The sequence below is a fragment of the Bacteroides sp. RCH18 genome (assembly GCF_058231005.1).
The window spans coordinates 1,060,014-1,074,823 of record NZ_JBIPTC010000002.1 but is presented as its reverse complement, the minus strand read 5'-3'; the positions used below and the strand labels follow the sequence as shown (position 1 = coordinate 1,074,823).

Sequence of the window (14,810 nt, the reverse complement as noted above, 5' to 3'; positions counted from 1 at the left end):
CCAGTTAGTTCTCTGCCAATTTCTTCTCAAACTCCTCCAAATAGGAAGGATTCTTTTTAGATGCCAACACCCAAATGCCTTTCTTGGCTTTACTACCAAACTTAGATTCCAGATTCGTCGACTCCGGCAAAATTTCCCATACATCATGCAGGAGATCATCCGGAGATAAGCTCTTCAACTGCTGGTAAGAAATTTCTTTTCCATCCAAAAGAATAAGCTGTCCATCATGCCCGGTTCCCCCTCCATCCGTACAATAAATCTTAAAGAAATCCTTCACATAATAAATGCACTTCACAGTATGAGAGGTCTTCACTTCATGAGCAAGTGCAGGATGAGCGTTCTGCTGCTTTTTAACTCCATAGAGTTCATTCAATGATTTAAGCATTCCTTTTTTTACCCGATGAACAAAATCCGCCAAGTCATTTTCTGTCCACGGAGTAGTCGAAGATAAACGCAGTATTCCATTTTCCTTTTGGTAAACACCTTTCCGATAACTGATGACATTATCATCAGAACTTGATTCCGAAATTGACCATCCTGCATATCCTACAGGGATATGCATTTTTAGAGTATCGATTTCTATAATTTGTACAGTGTCCGATTCTGCATAACTCTTAGAAACCAGAATCTCTTCGAAATGTCTCACATCCAGTGTATCCTGTATGAATGCATTTCTCTCCTGATTATTCATATTCAGAAGATTCGGACGGGCAAAAAGAATAGCTGCAATAGCTGCCAACGGAAATACTATCAAGTATTTTGATAACTTCCAAGGATTTGATTTTTTCTTCAACATCATAGTAATACGTTTTTTAAGTGAACTGTGATCAAAGCTATTGACCATAGAATATAACCTTGTTCCAACTGTTTTTTGAATCAATAAAAGCTGATATTTCTTCGCATCAATCTCTGTTTTCAGAACTGATTCATCTGCTTCAAACTCATGTATGGCTTTCAATTCTTTTCTGAACAGCCACATTGCAGGATTAAACCACTGGAACAAAAGGCAAATCTCCGCCAATAATAGATCCCGGAAATGTTTGTGCAGGATATGCGCATACTCATGAGCTATAATTTCTTCGCCATACTCCTCCAAGTCCCGCCGGGATAGCACAATATAGTGTCTCCAACTAAACGGTGCCACATTTTGCTGATGGACCACCAATCTGATTTTTCCTTTCCAACACTTCTTCTCACTGTTACGAATCAAACGGTATATACATGCTATAGAAAATATATAACGCAACAATACCAGCAATGCTCCACCCAAATACAACAATTCTAAATTGACTGGGGTCAAAATTGTGAAGTCAGACTTTTCTTTTTCCAATTGTGTCTGTACCGTATTTGTTGTGACTTGTTCCGTTTCCTGCGGATTCAGTTGCTGTTTTATTTCTTCTTCCGGATTATTCAGGTGGTCAAACACTTGTTCAATCTGTGGTAAATGGAAGTTCTGTGAAACTTTTAGCGAAGGAATGACAAATGCAACCAATATAAGTCCGATCAACACCATCCGGTTGAATCGATGAAATGTCTCCTTGCTTAGCCACAAGCGGTAGAATAAATAAAAAACAGACAGACAAAGCGCTGTTTTCAACATATATATGAGGAAGAAAATGTGCATAGTATTGTTTTGTATTAGATCGTGTTATTCTTTATTATTTCTGATGAGCTTGTTCCACCTCGTTTATAAGCCTTTTCAAGTCATCCAAAGAAATATCCTCCTCTTTGACCAGAGACGAAACAGCGCTCAAATATGAATTATTGAAATACTTGCTGATTACATTCCGCAATGTCCCTTTACGAAAATCTTCTTCACTGACAACGGGATAGTACTGATAAGTATTCCCAAAAGTATGATGAGCCAGAAATCCCTTATCTTCAAGCCCGCGAACAATCGTAGATAACGTATTGAAATGAGGCTTTGGTTCCTCATAGAAAGCCAACATTTCTTTCACAAACAAAGGGCCTTTCTCCCAGAAATACCCCATCAATTCCTCTTCTTTTACTGTTAATCCTTTCATATGTACAACATTGTTTGCTGCAAATAACGAGAAGTTTTAGTTCATAAACTAATTTTCATAGTTAAAGTAAACTAAATGCTTTAGTTTATCTTCTTTTCTAACAATTGCGGTAAAGTATACCTATTTATATATTGGCATTCAACTCAGATTCCATCATTATTTATCCATCCATTCCCCCATCCTCTCAGAAAAGAATTATGTTTTTATCTCTCATACTCTCATTCTTTTCTTATAAATATCAGAGAACTAACAAGATACAAAATGAGAGATACTTTCATCATCGGTATCTCTCATTCTTTTTTCAGCCAAATCACATAAAATCAACCTATCTCTCACCCCACTTCAACCTATCTCTCATTCTATTTCAACTTATCTCTCATGATTTTTCGGACAGTATACCGTTACCTTACCTTCATCCGGCTGTCCTTTACAGATGATACTACCTATATTCTTAGCATCTCTTACCTACATCCTTATCTTATCTCCCTTACATACCTCTGTTTTCTTACCGACATCTTCATCGTTCCACTAGAGTGCACAGGCCTGTGCACTCTAGTGAACAGATCGTGCCACCCGGGTGAAACGACCTGTTCACCCGAGTGGCACGATAACAATTGAACTTATATCACACGACCTTATCCGATAGATAACACAAGAATATAGGGTTGTTTATCTGAAAAGTAAGGCTACATCTCCCTTATTATCCCAGTAATTTATCAATGATAAAATGGCCGATGAAGAATAAATCGCCCATGAAAACAATGCTGAATATCAGAAAAGCAAAGCAGGTACTCCAACGGGAACCTCCTGCTTCCTCGCCACGTTTAATACGGAGCAGGGAACTGTGCAGACAATCACCCGCAATGAACAGCACAAACAGACTCGGTATCAAGTCACCCCATGATATCAACCACAGGTTATCACCTTTTCCCATCAGGAATGTCAATGCTACGGCCAACAGGAAGACAGAAGCATACTGCAAATCTTTTCTCTTCGAATTCATAGCGGTAATATTTAAAGTACTTTTCACAAAGATATCGAATATCTTCCAATAATCCTTATCAATTCTATCTAAAAAAGGTTATGTCTGATCGGAAGATTCGGACGGAGCATTCCCTGCCTTAGCGGATTTCTTTTTCAGCCGACCGCTCTTTCTCAGCGCTTCGGCAATAATCCACTGAAGTTGTCCGTTGGTACTGCGAAACTCATCGGCTGCCCATTTTTCGATGGCATCCATTGTCTCGGCATCTACACGCAAAACAAAACTCTTTATTGAAGATTCTTTTTTAGCCACGACCTTCTTACCTTCTATTTTTATTTATTAATGATTCAACGTACCTGTATTGACTACCGGCTGTGCAGCCTCATCCGCACAAAGAACTACAAGCAGATTGCTGACCATCGCCGCCTTCTTGTCCTCGTCCAATTCAACAATTTCTTCTTCAGAAAGTTTATGCAAAGCCATACGTACCATTGATACGGCACCCTCCACAATCTTTTCACGGGCACTAATAATGGCCGAAGCCTGCTGACGACGCAACATGACGGCCGCAATCTCCGGAGCATAAGCCAGATAGTTGATACGGGCTTCCACTATTTCCATTCCGGCCATCGCCAGACGTTCGTTAAGCTGGTGTTCCAACTGATCATTGATTTCATCACCACCGCTCCGCAATGTCAATTCATCCGAATTCGCTTCGTTATCATCGTAAGCATACAATCCTGCCACCTGACGGAGAGCAGCGTCACTCTGCACACGCACAAAATCTTCAAAAGCATTCATTCGTCCGGCAACGGTTACGCTCATCTGTCCGGTTCCTTTATTATCCGCCATCGTCTGTGCATCGATTTCGAACATGGCCTTATACGTATCCTTCAGTTTCCAGACAAGCACCAGTCCTATCAGAATGGGGTTACCAATCTTATCATTCACCTTGATAGGTTCTATATCCAAATTACGGGCACGCAAAGAGAGCTTTTTCTTATTCATAAAAGGATTCACCCAAAAGAAACCGGTTTCGGTAAAGGTACCCTTGTACTTTCCGAAGAATACCATAGCCCGGGCTTCGTTCGGTTCCTGAGAAAAATATCCGGGAATCATCAGAATAGCTGCCGCAAGAAAGAGGATCAGCAGCAGGAACAAAACAATACTTCCTTTAAAAAGGATAAAGCTCATCACAATCAGAAGAGGCAGTATAGCCAAATTAACAAACAAGGCTACAAACCCATTAATAACCACGTCATTGTACTGAAATTCTTTTGCATTCATAGGACTAAATTTTGATATTATTTTGATATCACAAATATATCACTTTCCATTCTGATAATGCAAGGGGAAAGACTCTTTTTTCTTCGCAATACATCATTTTTAACTAAACAGCAGTCATCCGATACTAAACAAAATTAAAAGGCGTAAGAAAATTAGGGTTTAATTCAAACAAAAACAGGATGTACTTTGAGGTATTTAAGTTTATTGTTATTTTTGCAGGGTATGAACTTAACCCCCTTAAACAAGTAAAATATAAAACGATTTATAAAATGAGAAAAGTAAGTTTAGCCCTGCTCCTCTGCCTTCTCTGCCTCGCCGGAATGGCACAAGGACAAAAGGCACTTGATTTAAAAGATATTACCTCCGGACGCTTCCGCCCGGAAAATATTCAGGGAGTCATCCCCACACCAGATGGAGAGCACTACACACAAATGAACGCCGATGGTACGCAAATCATCAAATACTCATTCCGCACAGGAGAAAAGGTAGAGGTGATCTTTGACGTGAACCAGGCACGTGAATGTGACTTCAAGAATTTCGACAGCTATCAGTTCTCACCCGATGGTGACAAATTGCTGATCGCTACCAAAACGACCCCGATATACCGGCATTCATACACAGCTGTACATTATATATACCCTTTGAAACGAAATGATAAGGGAGTTACGACAAACAACATTATTGAACGGCTGTCCGACGGCGGACCTCAACAGGTCCCCGTCTTTTCTCCCGACGGAACGATGATCGCTTTCGTGCGTGACAATAATATATTTCTCGTAAAGTTGCTCTACGGTAACAGCGAAAGTCAGGTGACCGAAGATGGCAAGCAAAATATGGTTCTCAACGGTATCCCCGACTGGGTATATGAAGAAGAGTTCGGTTTTAACCGTGCTCTGGAGTTCAGTGCCGATAATACCATGATTGCTTTCATCCGCTTCGACGAGTCGGAAGTTCCTTCCTATTCTTTTCCGATGTTTGCGGGAGAAGCGCCGCAGATTACTCCTTTGAAAGACTATCCGGGCGAATATACCTACAAGTATCCGAAAGCCGGATACCCGAACTCGAAAGTAGAAGTACGTACGTACGACATCAAATCGCACGTGACCCGCACCATGAAGCTTCCGATAGATGCAGACGGATATATCCCCCGCATCCGCTTCACGAAAGATGCCAGCAAACTTGCCGTTATGACATTGAACCGCCATCAGGATCGTTTCGACCTTTATTTTGCCGATCCGCGCTCAACGCTCTGCAAGTTAGTGTTGCGTGATGAGTCACCTTATTATATTAAGGAGAACGTGTTCGATAATATCAAGTTCTATCCGGAAACTTTCAGTTTGCTTAGCGAACGTGACGGTTTCAGCCATCTTTACTGGTACAGCATGGGGGGAAACCTTATCAAGAAAGTAACCAATGGCAAATATGAAGTGAAGGATTTTCTGGGTTATGACGCAACAGACGGCTCTTTCTATTATACCAGCAATGAGGAAAGCCCCTTGCGTAAAGCAGTTTACAAGATCGATAAGAAAGGTAAAAAGACAAAGTTGTCTCAACGTGAAGGAACCAATACGCCGTTATTCAGCAAATCGATGAAGTATTACATAAACAAATTCTCGAATCTGGATACTCCTATGCTGGTTACGCTGAACGACAACACAGGCAAAACCTTAAAAACGCTTATCACCAACGACCAGTTGAAACAAACGTTAGCCGGCTATGCCATCCCGCAAAAAGAGTTCTTTACCTTCCAGACTACGGACGGGGTAACTTTGAATGGATGGATGATGAAGCCTGTCAACTTCTCCGCATCTAAGAAATATCCGGTGCTGATGTACCAGTATAGCGGTCCGGGGTCACAACAAGTTCTGGATACTTGGGGAATCAGCTGGGAGACTTACATGGCCAGCCTCGGCTATATCGTTGTATGTGTAGACGGTCGTGGCACAGGAGGCCGCGGAGAAGCGTTCGAGAAATGCACTTATCTCAAAATCGGCGTGAAAGAAGCCAAAGACCAGGTCGAAACAGCTCTCTATTTAGGCAAACAGCCGTATGTGGATAAAGACCGTATCGGTATCTGGGGATGGAGCTATGGCGGATACATGACATTGATGAGTATGAGCGAAGGAACTCCGGTATTCAAAGCCGGTGTAGCTGTTGCCGCACCTACCGACTGGCGTTTCTACGACACCATATATACAGAACGTTTCATGCGCACCCCGAAAGAAAACGCAGAAGGATACAAAGAATCATCCGCTTTCACACGGGCCGACAAGCTGCACGGCAATCTGTTGCTGGTACACGGTATGGCAGACGATAATGTTCACTTCCAGAACTGTGCTGAATACGCCGAACATCTGGTGCAGTTGGGCAAACAATTTGATATGCAAGTATATACCAATCGTAATCATGGCATATACGGCGGCAACACCCGTCAGCATCTATATACACGATTGACCAACTTCTTCCTGAACAATTTGTAATGGCTGACAGAGTGCGCAAGCCTGAATGGCTGAAAATAAATATCGGTGCCAACGACCGTTACACCGAAACTAAAAGAATTGTCGACTCCCACTGCCTGCATACGATATGCAGCAGTGGGCGTTGTCCCAACATGGGAGAATGCTGGGGAAAAGGAACTGCCACATTTATGATCGGCGGTGACATCTGCACCCGCAGCTGCAAATTCTGCAACACACAAACCGGACGCCCGCATCCACTGGATGCCAACGAACCGACACACGTAGCGGAGTCTATCGCTCTTATGAAACTAGATCATGCGGTAGTTACTTCGGTAGACCGTGACGACCTTCCCGATCTGGGAGCCGGACATTGGGCACATACCATTCGTGAGATCAAACGACTGAATCCGCAGACCACAATCGAAGTACTGATACCCGATTTTCAGGGTAGAATGGAACTGGTAGACCTAGTGATAGAAGCCAATCCCGATATTATTTCCCATAATATGGAGACGGTAAGACGCATCAGTCCCCTGGTTCGCAGTGCGGCCAACTATGATACCAGCCTGCAAGTGATCGGTCACATCGCCCGAAGCGGAACAAAATCAAAAAGCGGTATTATGGTGGGGTTGGGAGAAACTCCACAGGAAGTGGAAACCATTATGGACGACCTGCTGGCAGTCGGCTGCCAGATTCTTACGATAGGACAATATTTGCAGCCTACGCACCGTCATTATCCGGTTGCCGAGTATGTGACGCCACAGCAATTCGCCACTTACAAAACCATCGGTTTGGAGAAAGGATTCAGCATTGTAGAGAGTGCTCCTCTCGTTCGTTCGTCTTATCATGCAGAGAAACACATTCGATAGAAAACAAAACACATTCACTATTTGTTTTATAGGTAAAACCGGCAAATAAACATAAAGATGGATCATAAAGGAACACTTTCTTCCGCGTTTAACATGTCATTGGGTTTTATCCCCGTTATTATTTCCATTTTATTGTGTGAATTTATAACGCAAGACACGGCTATTTACATCGGTACTGGTATAGGTATCGTAGGGATATACCTATTACTACACCGTAAAGGAGCGCTAATTCCTAATTTTATTCTTTATATTGCCACCGGAATGCTGGCACTGCTGTCACTTGCAGCCTTGATTCCCGGTGACTATGTTCCGCCAGGTGCTCTGCCTCTTACCCTGGAAGTCAGTATCCTCATTCCGATGCTGATACTCTATATGCATAAAAAGAGATTTATCAACCACTTTCTGAGACAGATAGGCTCCTGCAATAAGCGCTTGTATGCGCAAGGAGCAGAGGCGGCAGTTGTTTCGGCCCGTTTTGCATTGATCTTCGGTATCCTGCATTTTATTATTTATCAGTATTGTCGTTGCCTGTCAGGACCCTTTAAGCCAGACAAGCATGGTGATACTTTATAAGGTATTTCCCCCTGTCGTATTTGTGATGAGTATCCTGTTCAATCAGATTGCTATCCGGTATTTCAACCATCTGATGTCGCACACGGAATACGTGCCCATAGTCAATACGAAAGGAGATGTCATCGGAAGAAGTCTTGCCATAGAAGCACTCAACTATAAGAATGCCTATATCAATCCGGTCATAAGAATAGCCGTATCTACTCACGGGATGCTGTTTCTTTGTGACAGACCGATGAATGCCATCCTTGATAAAGGGAAAACTGACATACCGATGGAATGCTATCTCCGTTATGGTGAGTCCCTCACCGAAGGAGTAAACCGCCTGGTGAACAATGCGCTTCCACACGCAACGGAAGACTTCAAGCCGGAGTTTAACATTGTCTATCACTTCGAGAATGAAACAACCAACCGGCTCATCTATCTTTTCATCGTCGATATCAAAGATGATTCTATCCTTTGCACTCCCCGTTTCAAGAACAGCAAGCTATGGAGTTTCAAACAGATAGAAGAAAATATGGGCAAAGGCTTTTTCAGCAGTTGCTTCGAAGATGAATACGAACACCTGAAAGATGTTATTTGTATAAGAGAAAAATACAGGGAATCTTAGACAATTCGGGAATATGCCCTTTCCAGTCTTTCACCGTGCGGGTTTGTATAAACTCGCCTTCGCAAGTTATATTGGCAGCAATACATAGTTTTGTCTGCGGGCGGCAATTCTGCAAGATATCTTCTATCATCTTATGATTCCGGTAAGGAGTTTCGATGAATAGTTGTGTCTGACTTTCAGCATAGACACGCTGCTCCAGTGTTTTCAGCTTCTTAGCCCGTTCTCCCGGTTCTATCGGCAGATAGCCATGAAAGGCAAAACTCTGTCCATTGAATCCCGAAGCCATCACAGAAAGAATAATAGAGGAAGGCCCTACCAAAGGAACCACTTTCAGCTTCTGGCGTTGGGCAATGGCAACCACATCTGCTCCCGGATCGGCAACGGCAGGACAGCCCGCCTCCGAAATCACCCCCATTGAGGCTCCACCCGCCAAAGGTTTCAGATAACCGGATATATCTTCAGGAGAAGTATGCTTATTCAAAGGATAAAAAGTCAGTGAATCAATATCTATTTCCCGGTCAACCTTCTTCAGAAAGCGACGGGCAGAACGAACATCTTCGACAATAAAATGCCGGATACCACGAATGATCTCCGTATTATAAGAAGGTAACACCTGTTCAAGAGGTGTATCGCCCAATGTAACGGGCAACAGGTAAAGAGCAGTTTCCACTTTAGGTAATAGGTGATAATAATAGGTAATAAGTAATAGGTATGGGCTAGAGTTTCAGGTAGCCGGACTCTTCGAACATACTCTGATAATCGGTAAGCTCTAACAGATCCTTTATTTTAAGATCTTTATGCTTTTTCATGTAGGATGCGATAATCCGTGCTCCCACCCACGAACCGATCAATGCAGGGGCTTGTCCTCCCAGCATATCAACAGTCGGCGCCGGTTTCATATAGTAGCGGATCACCATTGGGTCACGTGCGTGCAGATGATCGTTTGCACAGATATACTCCCAGATATCCTTCTCATTCTTCCTGCACCATTCGTTCTCCTGATCGGAGTATCCCATTGCCTGGCCAATATCGTCATAACCAAGCAGATGCTGCACCACATAATTGATTTTGCCGGAATGCATCATCAGATCGACCAGACAAGTACCTTCATGATAGTCCAGTCCGTAACGGCTGAGAAGATAGAATGCGAAACAATCCGGCACAATCCGTTCCGGACGCATCGAGGTACATTGATAGTCATAGTAGAAACGTTTGTAGAGAGGATAGTCTTCTCCCATATACTTATCGAGGCTGATTCCCAGCAATGTATCTACCAGAATGATCGATTCATTGAATGCGGATATCTGCGAATAAATAAATGGTATTTTCGTATCGGGGACTTCCTTCTTCAGCTTCCGGAATCCTTTGGTGAGCCCTTTTTCTACTTCGTCAAGATTGGGATATTTAGCTTCGACATCGCTCAGCAAGCGAAGCAAGGTGGTATCCGAGTAGAATTTTTGCAAACGTTGAGAAATGGTATCGTCCTTCACCGTACCGATAGACAGTACATCTTCTATCAGAATCTTTGTCGGCTGGCGATAGTCCATTGTCAGTTTCTGCATAGCGGAAAAGCTGTTGGAGCGAACATATTCGCTCAACAGCTTATCGTATCTCAGAACAGAAATCCCTTCTTCCTTCTGCTCCGCAACTGTTCCTGTGCTTAAGCCGCAGGAGGCGAAAAGCATACCTATTAATATAGTAAGAAGAGAGATCCGTAGTTTCATTACCTTTTATCCGTAAATGATATTACCATTTTCGTCCATGTACTCATCCAGTCCTTTTTCGTAAGTAGCCATTGCACGAAGACTCATACCTACGCTGGAGAAACCACCGTCATGGAACAAGTTCTGCATGGTCACCTTACGGGTGAGGTCGGAGAACATCACGATACAATAATCAGCACATTCGTCAGCCGTTGCATTTCCGAGCGGAGACATACGGTTAGCGAAATCATACAGCTTATCCATACCTTTCACACCCGAACCGGCAGTTGTGAATGTAGGAGACTGCGAAATCGTATTCACACGTACGCTATGTTCGCGTCCGTAGATATAACCGAAGCTGCGTGCGATAGATTCCAGCAGGGCTTTAGCATCCGCCATATCATTGTAGCCGTAGAAAGTACGCTGGGCAGCGACATAACTCAAAGCTACGATAGAACCATATTCTGCAATAGCGTTCAGTTTCTTGGCAGACTGGATCATTTTATGGAACGATACAGCCGAAATATCCAATGTCTTGTCCAACATTCCATAGTCAAGGTCATCATAAGTACGTTTCTTGCGCACGTTAGGAGACATACCGATAGAGTGCAATACAAAGTCAATTTGTCCGCCCAGTATATCCATAGATGTCTTGAATACATTCGTCAGATCTTCCACACTAGTGGCATCTGCCGGCACTACCTGACAGTTTAGTTTTTCAGCTAATGCATTGACTTCACCCATACGGATAGCCATCGGAGTATTTGATAATGTAATAGTTGCACCTTCTTCTACGGCACGCTCTGCTACTTTCCAGGCGATAGACTGGTCGTTCAGGGCACCGAAGATTATTCCTCTTTTTCCTTTCAACAAGTTGTTACTCATATCTTTTAATAGTTAAATTTTGTGCAAAGATAGTATCTTTCTGCATAAAAACACGAGAAGTGTGCAAATATTAGACATAAATGACAAAAAATACACGTATTCTATCAATAACTCCACATCCGCCTGAAGTTTCCCCCCTATCTTTGCCAATGATAATTAAGAGGTTTTTTCATAATATTTATTTTAAGGTTAGAATTAGGTTAACATGAATTTGTCTTATTCCTTTCCGGCAGGCTGCCTGCGAGAGGTCGCCTGCGGAGGGAGATAAGAGTTATGAAAAAGCCATCTTAACAATCGAAAGAGAATACCAGAAAAACAATAAATGTATAACCCTATAGAAAAGTTACTAAATGAACACAATGACAAGAAGACTCCTCTGGATGGTCGTATGTTGTTTGCCGTTTGTCTCTGGATGCAAACAAAGTGAGTGCGCAATAAGCGAAAACGCAATAGACGACACCATTTACCAGAATTTACCTTTCGAAATGCCGAAAGTACAGCAGCCGGTTTTTCCCGCTTATGAGGTAAATATCTCTAAATTCGGAGCCAAGGGGGATGGAATGACCCTGAATACGAAAGCAATCAACGATGCTATAAAAGAGGTGAACCAACGTGGCGGAGGTAAAGTGATCATCCCGGAAGGCACCTGGCTGACCGGACCTATCGAACTGCTCAGCAACGTGAATCTTTATACAGAACGCAATGCACTGGTACTCTTCACCGGTGACTTTGAAGCATATCCTATCATTCCCACTTCTTTCGAAGGATTGGAAACACGCCGCTGTCAATCACCGATTTCTGCTCGTAATGCCGAGAATATCGCTATCACAGGATATGGAATATTTGACGGTAACGGAGACTGCTGGCGTCCGGTGAAGAAAGAAAAACTAACAGCTTCGCAATGGAATAAACTGGTAAAATCGGGTGGTGTACTCGATGAACAGGAAAGAATATGGTATCCTACCGCCGGTTCGCTGAAAGGTGCAATGGCCTGCAAAGACTTCAATGTACCCGAAGGCATCAACACGGACGAAGAATGGAATGAAATCCGTGCATGGTTGCGCCCCGTACTACTGAGTTTCGTGAAAAGCAAGAAGATTTTGCTGGAAGGAGTCACTTTTAAGAACTCACCGAGCTGGTGTCTGCATCCGTTGTCATGTGAAGACTTTACAGTGAATAATATTCAGGTAATCAATCCCTGGTATTCTCAGAACGGAGATGCACTCGATCTGGAATCTTGCAAGAATGCACTGATCCTGAATAGTGTATTCGATGCGGGTGACGATGCCATCTGTATCAAATCGGGTAAAGATGAAAACGGCCGCCGTCGCGGAGAACCTTGCCAGAATGTAATCGTAAAGAATAATACGGTACTACATGGGCATGGCGGATTTGTAGTAGGCAGTGAAATGTCCGGTGGTGTGAAGAATATCTATGTAGAAGATTGTACATTCCTAGGAACAGATGTAGGTCTGCGCTTCAAAAGTACCCGCGGACGTGGCGGTGTTGTAGAAAACATCTATATCAATAACATCAACATGATCAATATACCGAACGAACCGTTACTTTTCGACCTGTTCTATGGTGGCAAAGGAGCCGGAGAAGAATCGGAAGAAGATCTGCTGAGCCGTATGAAGACGGCGATTCCTCCTGTTACCGAAGAGACTCCTGCGTTCCGTGATATTCATATATCAAATGTCATTTGCAGAGGTTCGGGACGTGCGATGTTCTTCAACGGACTTCCGGAAATGCCTATCCGTAACGTAACCGTGAAGAATGTGGTGATGACAGAGGCTACTGACGGAGTCGTTATCAGTCAGGTAGACGGTGTCACACTCGAAAATATTTATGTAGAATCAACCAAAGGAAAGAATATACTGAACGTCAAAAGCGCCAAGAATCTGAAAGTCGATGGAGAGACTTATGAAGAGATTGACGCCAAAGGACAGATATTGAATTTCAAATAAGAGATTCCACCACAGAAAACCACAAAATCATTATATAGAGTAAAAAGCTCAAATAGCAGACTAATTTATCTTCCAAAGATAAGCCGGTCTGCTATTTTTTCAATTACTTTTGCAGAAAGAAATACGACGTATAATATCATGCCTTAAAATCATGAAGAAGAATATTTTTATCATCACACTCCTAGTCGGGTGCTGCTCTCTGTCCGTCTGGGCTCAAAAACAGGAGAAAACCATTACTGTAGAAGTAAACAATAACTGGGACCGTGCCAAGACGGATGAACCGGTAGTAATCAACTTGCGTGACCTGCATACCGGATTTAAAGTAAAGTCCGCCGTAGTAATGGAAGGAAGCACTGAAATTCCTTCTCAGCTGGACGACCTGAACAGAGACCGTAAGATGGATGAACTGGCATTCGTTACCAGCCTCCCTGCTCACGGAAGAAAAACATTTCAGGTAACCCTGTCTTCTGAAAAGAGTACGAAAACCTATCCGGCACGGGTTTATGCGGAAATGTTCATTGCTGACCCGAGAAAAGGAAAGCATCAGTCAGTACAGGCAATCACTGTCCCTGGTACAAGTAATATATATAGTATGGTCCGTCCTCATGGTCCTGTACTGGAATCGGAACTGGTAGGCTATCGTCTTTACTTTAACGAAAAACAGACGCCGGATATCTATGGTAAGTTCAATAAAGGACTGGAAATCAAAGAATCTCAGTTCTACCCTACTGACGAACAGTTAGCAAGAGGATTCGGTGACGATGTCCTCCGGGTATTCGACAGTTGCGGTCCGGGTGCTTTCAAAGGATGGGACGGAAAGAAAGCAACTCATATCACTCCGGTGGCTACCCGTACGGAACGTATCATCTCTTACGGTCCGGTGCGTGTCATCGCAGAAATCGAAGTGACAGGCTGGAAATATCATAATGCGGAATTGGACATGATGACCCGTTACACACTCTATGCCGGACACCGTGATCTTCATATCGAGGCATTCTTCGACGAGCCGATTAAGAACGAAGTGTTCTGTACAGGCGTTCAGGATATTGTCGGTACTGCGGAGTCTTATTCGGATCATAAAGGACTGGTTGGAAGCTGGGGCACTGACTGGCCGGTAAACGACACCGTGAAATATGCCAAAGAAACTGTAGGACTGGGAACTTGCATCCCCCAACGCTATGTAAAATCGGAAGAGAAAGACAAAGACAACTACCTTTATACGATCACAGCCCCGGGAAGTAAATACCTACAGTATCACACCACCTTCACTTCCATGAAAGAAACTTTCGGCTATAAGACACCGGAAGCATGGTTCGCTTATCTCCGCGAATGGAAAGAAGAACTGGCACATCCGGTAACAGTCAAAATAAAAGAGATGCATTAAACAGAGCATACAAATACAATTAAACAATCAAATACTGGAGTATTTACCAGTTTTTATACCGACTCTGCAC

12 protein-coding genes and 1 pseudogene are annotated in these 14,810 nt (G+C 43.2%); 5 read left to right on the top strand and 8 right to left on the bottom strand.

The window, feature by feature from the left end:
* Nucleotides 1–4 precede the first annotated feature (4 nt).
* From ACHLI0_RS19360 to ACHLI0_RS19340, 5 genes are all read right to left on the bottom strand, one after another.
* Complete coding sequence (locus tag ACHLI0_RS19360) at nucleotides 5–1,624, bottom strand: M56 family metallopeptidase (RefSeq protein WP_490749868.1); 1,620 nt, start codon at nucleotides 1,622–1,624, stop codon at nucleotides 5–7.
* 34 nt (nucleotides 1,625–1,658) lie between these two features.
* Nucleotides 1,659–2,024, bottom strand: a complete 366-nt coding sequence (locus ACHLI0_RS19355; RefSeq protein WP_008759873.1) for a BlaI/MecI/CopY family transcriptional regulator — start codon at nucleotides 2,022–2,024, stop codon at nucleotides 1,659–1,661.
* 700 nt (nucleotides 2,025–2,724) lie between these two features.
* Complete coding sequence (locus ACHLI0_RS19350) at nucleotides 2,725–3,027, bottom strand: hypothetical protein (RefSeq protein WP_008764409.1); 303 nt, start codon at nucleotides 3,025–3,027, stop codon at nucleotides 2,725–2,727.
* A 78-nt stretch (nucleotides 3,028–3,105) separates the two neighbouring features.
* Nucleotides 3,106–3,318: a type II toxin-antitoxin system antitoxin gene (locus tag ACHLI0_RS19345; protein WP_151209250.1), complete on the bottom strand. Its 213-nt coding sequence runs from the start codon at nucleotides 3,316–3,318 to the stop codon at nucleotides 3,106–3,108.
* Nucleotides 3,319–3,345: 27 nt separating this feature from the next.
* Nucleotides 3,346–4,293 (bottom strand): SPFH domain-containing protein, encoded by a 948-nt coding sequence (locus ACHLI0_RS19340; protein ID WP_008764407.1) that lies wholly within the window; start codon nucleotides 4,291–4,293, stop codon nucleotides 3,346–3,348.
* A gap of 269 nt (nucleotides 4,294–4,562) precedes the next feature.
* Between ACHLI0_RS19340 and ACHLI0_RS19335 the strand changes: the two genes are divergently transcribed.
* The 3 genes and pseudogenes from ACHLI0_RS19335 to ACHLI0_RS19325 all read left to right on the top strand — a co-directional run bounded on the left by ACHLI0_RS19335 (nucleotide 4,563) and on the right by ACHLI0_RS19325 (nucleotide 8,801).
* The gene (locus ACHLI0_RS19335) at nucleotides 4,563–6,773 is read left to right on the top strand and encodes a S9 family peptidase (RefSeq protein ID WP_272184240.1); all 2,211 of its coding nucleotides are present in this window, start codon (nucleotides 4,563–4,565) and stop codon (nucleotides 6,771–6,773) included.
* The gene (gene lipA, locus ACHLI0_RS19330) at nucleotides 6,773–7,621 is read left to right on the top strand and encodes a lipoyl synthase (RefSeq protein WP_008764405.1); all 849 of its coding nucleotides are present in this window, start codon (nucleotides 6,773–6,775) and stop codon (nucleotides 7,619–7,621) included. The genes ACHLI0_RS19335 and lipA overlap by 1 nt, the downstream gene beginning before the upstream one ends.
* Before the next feature lie 57 nt (nucleotides 7,622–7,678).
* Nucleotides 7,679–8,801, top strand: a pseudogene (locus ACHLI0_RS19325) (hypothetical protein).
* On the opposite strand, the gene ACHLI0_RS19320 reads toward ACHLI0_RS19325, so the two are convergent.
* From ACHLI0_RS19320 to ACHLI0_RS19310, 3 genes are read right to left on the bottom strand one after another with little or no spacing between them, the layout of a single operon-like run.
* The gene (locus ACHLI0_RS19320) at nucleotides 8,767–9,471 is read right to left on the bottom strand and encodes an SAM-dependent methyltransferase (protein ID WP_055216782.1); all 705 of its coding nucleotides are present in this window, start codon (nucleotides 9,469–9,471) and stop codon (nucleotides 8,767–8,769) included. The pseudogene ACHLI0_RS19325 and the gene ACHLI0_RS19320 overlap by 35 nt on opposite strands.
* Before the next feature lie 46 nt (nucleotides 9,472–9,517).
* The gene (locus ACHLI0_RS19315; protein WP_055216780.1) at nucleotides 9,518–10,525 is read right to left on the bottom strand and encodes a gliding motility protein GldB-related protein; all 1,008 of its coding nucleotides are present in this window, start codon (nucleotides 10,523–10,525) and stop codon (nucleotides 9,518–9,520) included.
* A gap of 6 nt (nucleotides 10,526–10,531) precedes the next feature.
* Entirely contained in the window at nucleotides 10,532–11,389 is an 858-nt protein-coding gene (locus tag ACHLI0_RS19310) for an enoyl-ACP reductase FabI (protein WP_008759864.1), read from the bottom strand.
* 350 nt (nucleotides 11,390–11,739) lie between these two features.
* On the opposite strand from ACHLI0_RS19310, the gene ACHLI0_RS19305 reads away from it, so the two are divergent.
* Nucleotides 11,740–13,356: a glycoside hydrolase family 28 protein gene (locus ACHLI0_RS19305; protein ID WP_072066194.1), complete on the top strand. Its 1,617-nt coding sequence runs from the start codon at nucleotides 11,740–11,742 to the stop codon at nucleotides 13,354–13,356.
* 151 nt (nucleotides 13,357–13,507) lie between these two features.
* Complete coding sequence (locus tag ACHLI0_RS19300; protein WP_490749867.1) at nucleotides 13,508–14,740, top strand: DUF4861 domain-containing protein; 1,233 nt, start codon at nucleotides 13,508–13,510, stop codon at nucleotides 14,738–14,740.
* Nucleotides 14,741–14,810: the final 70 nt, after the last annotated feature.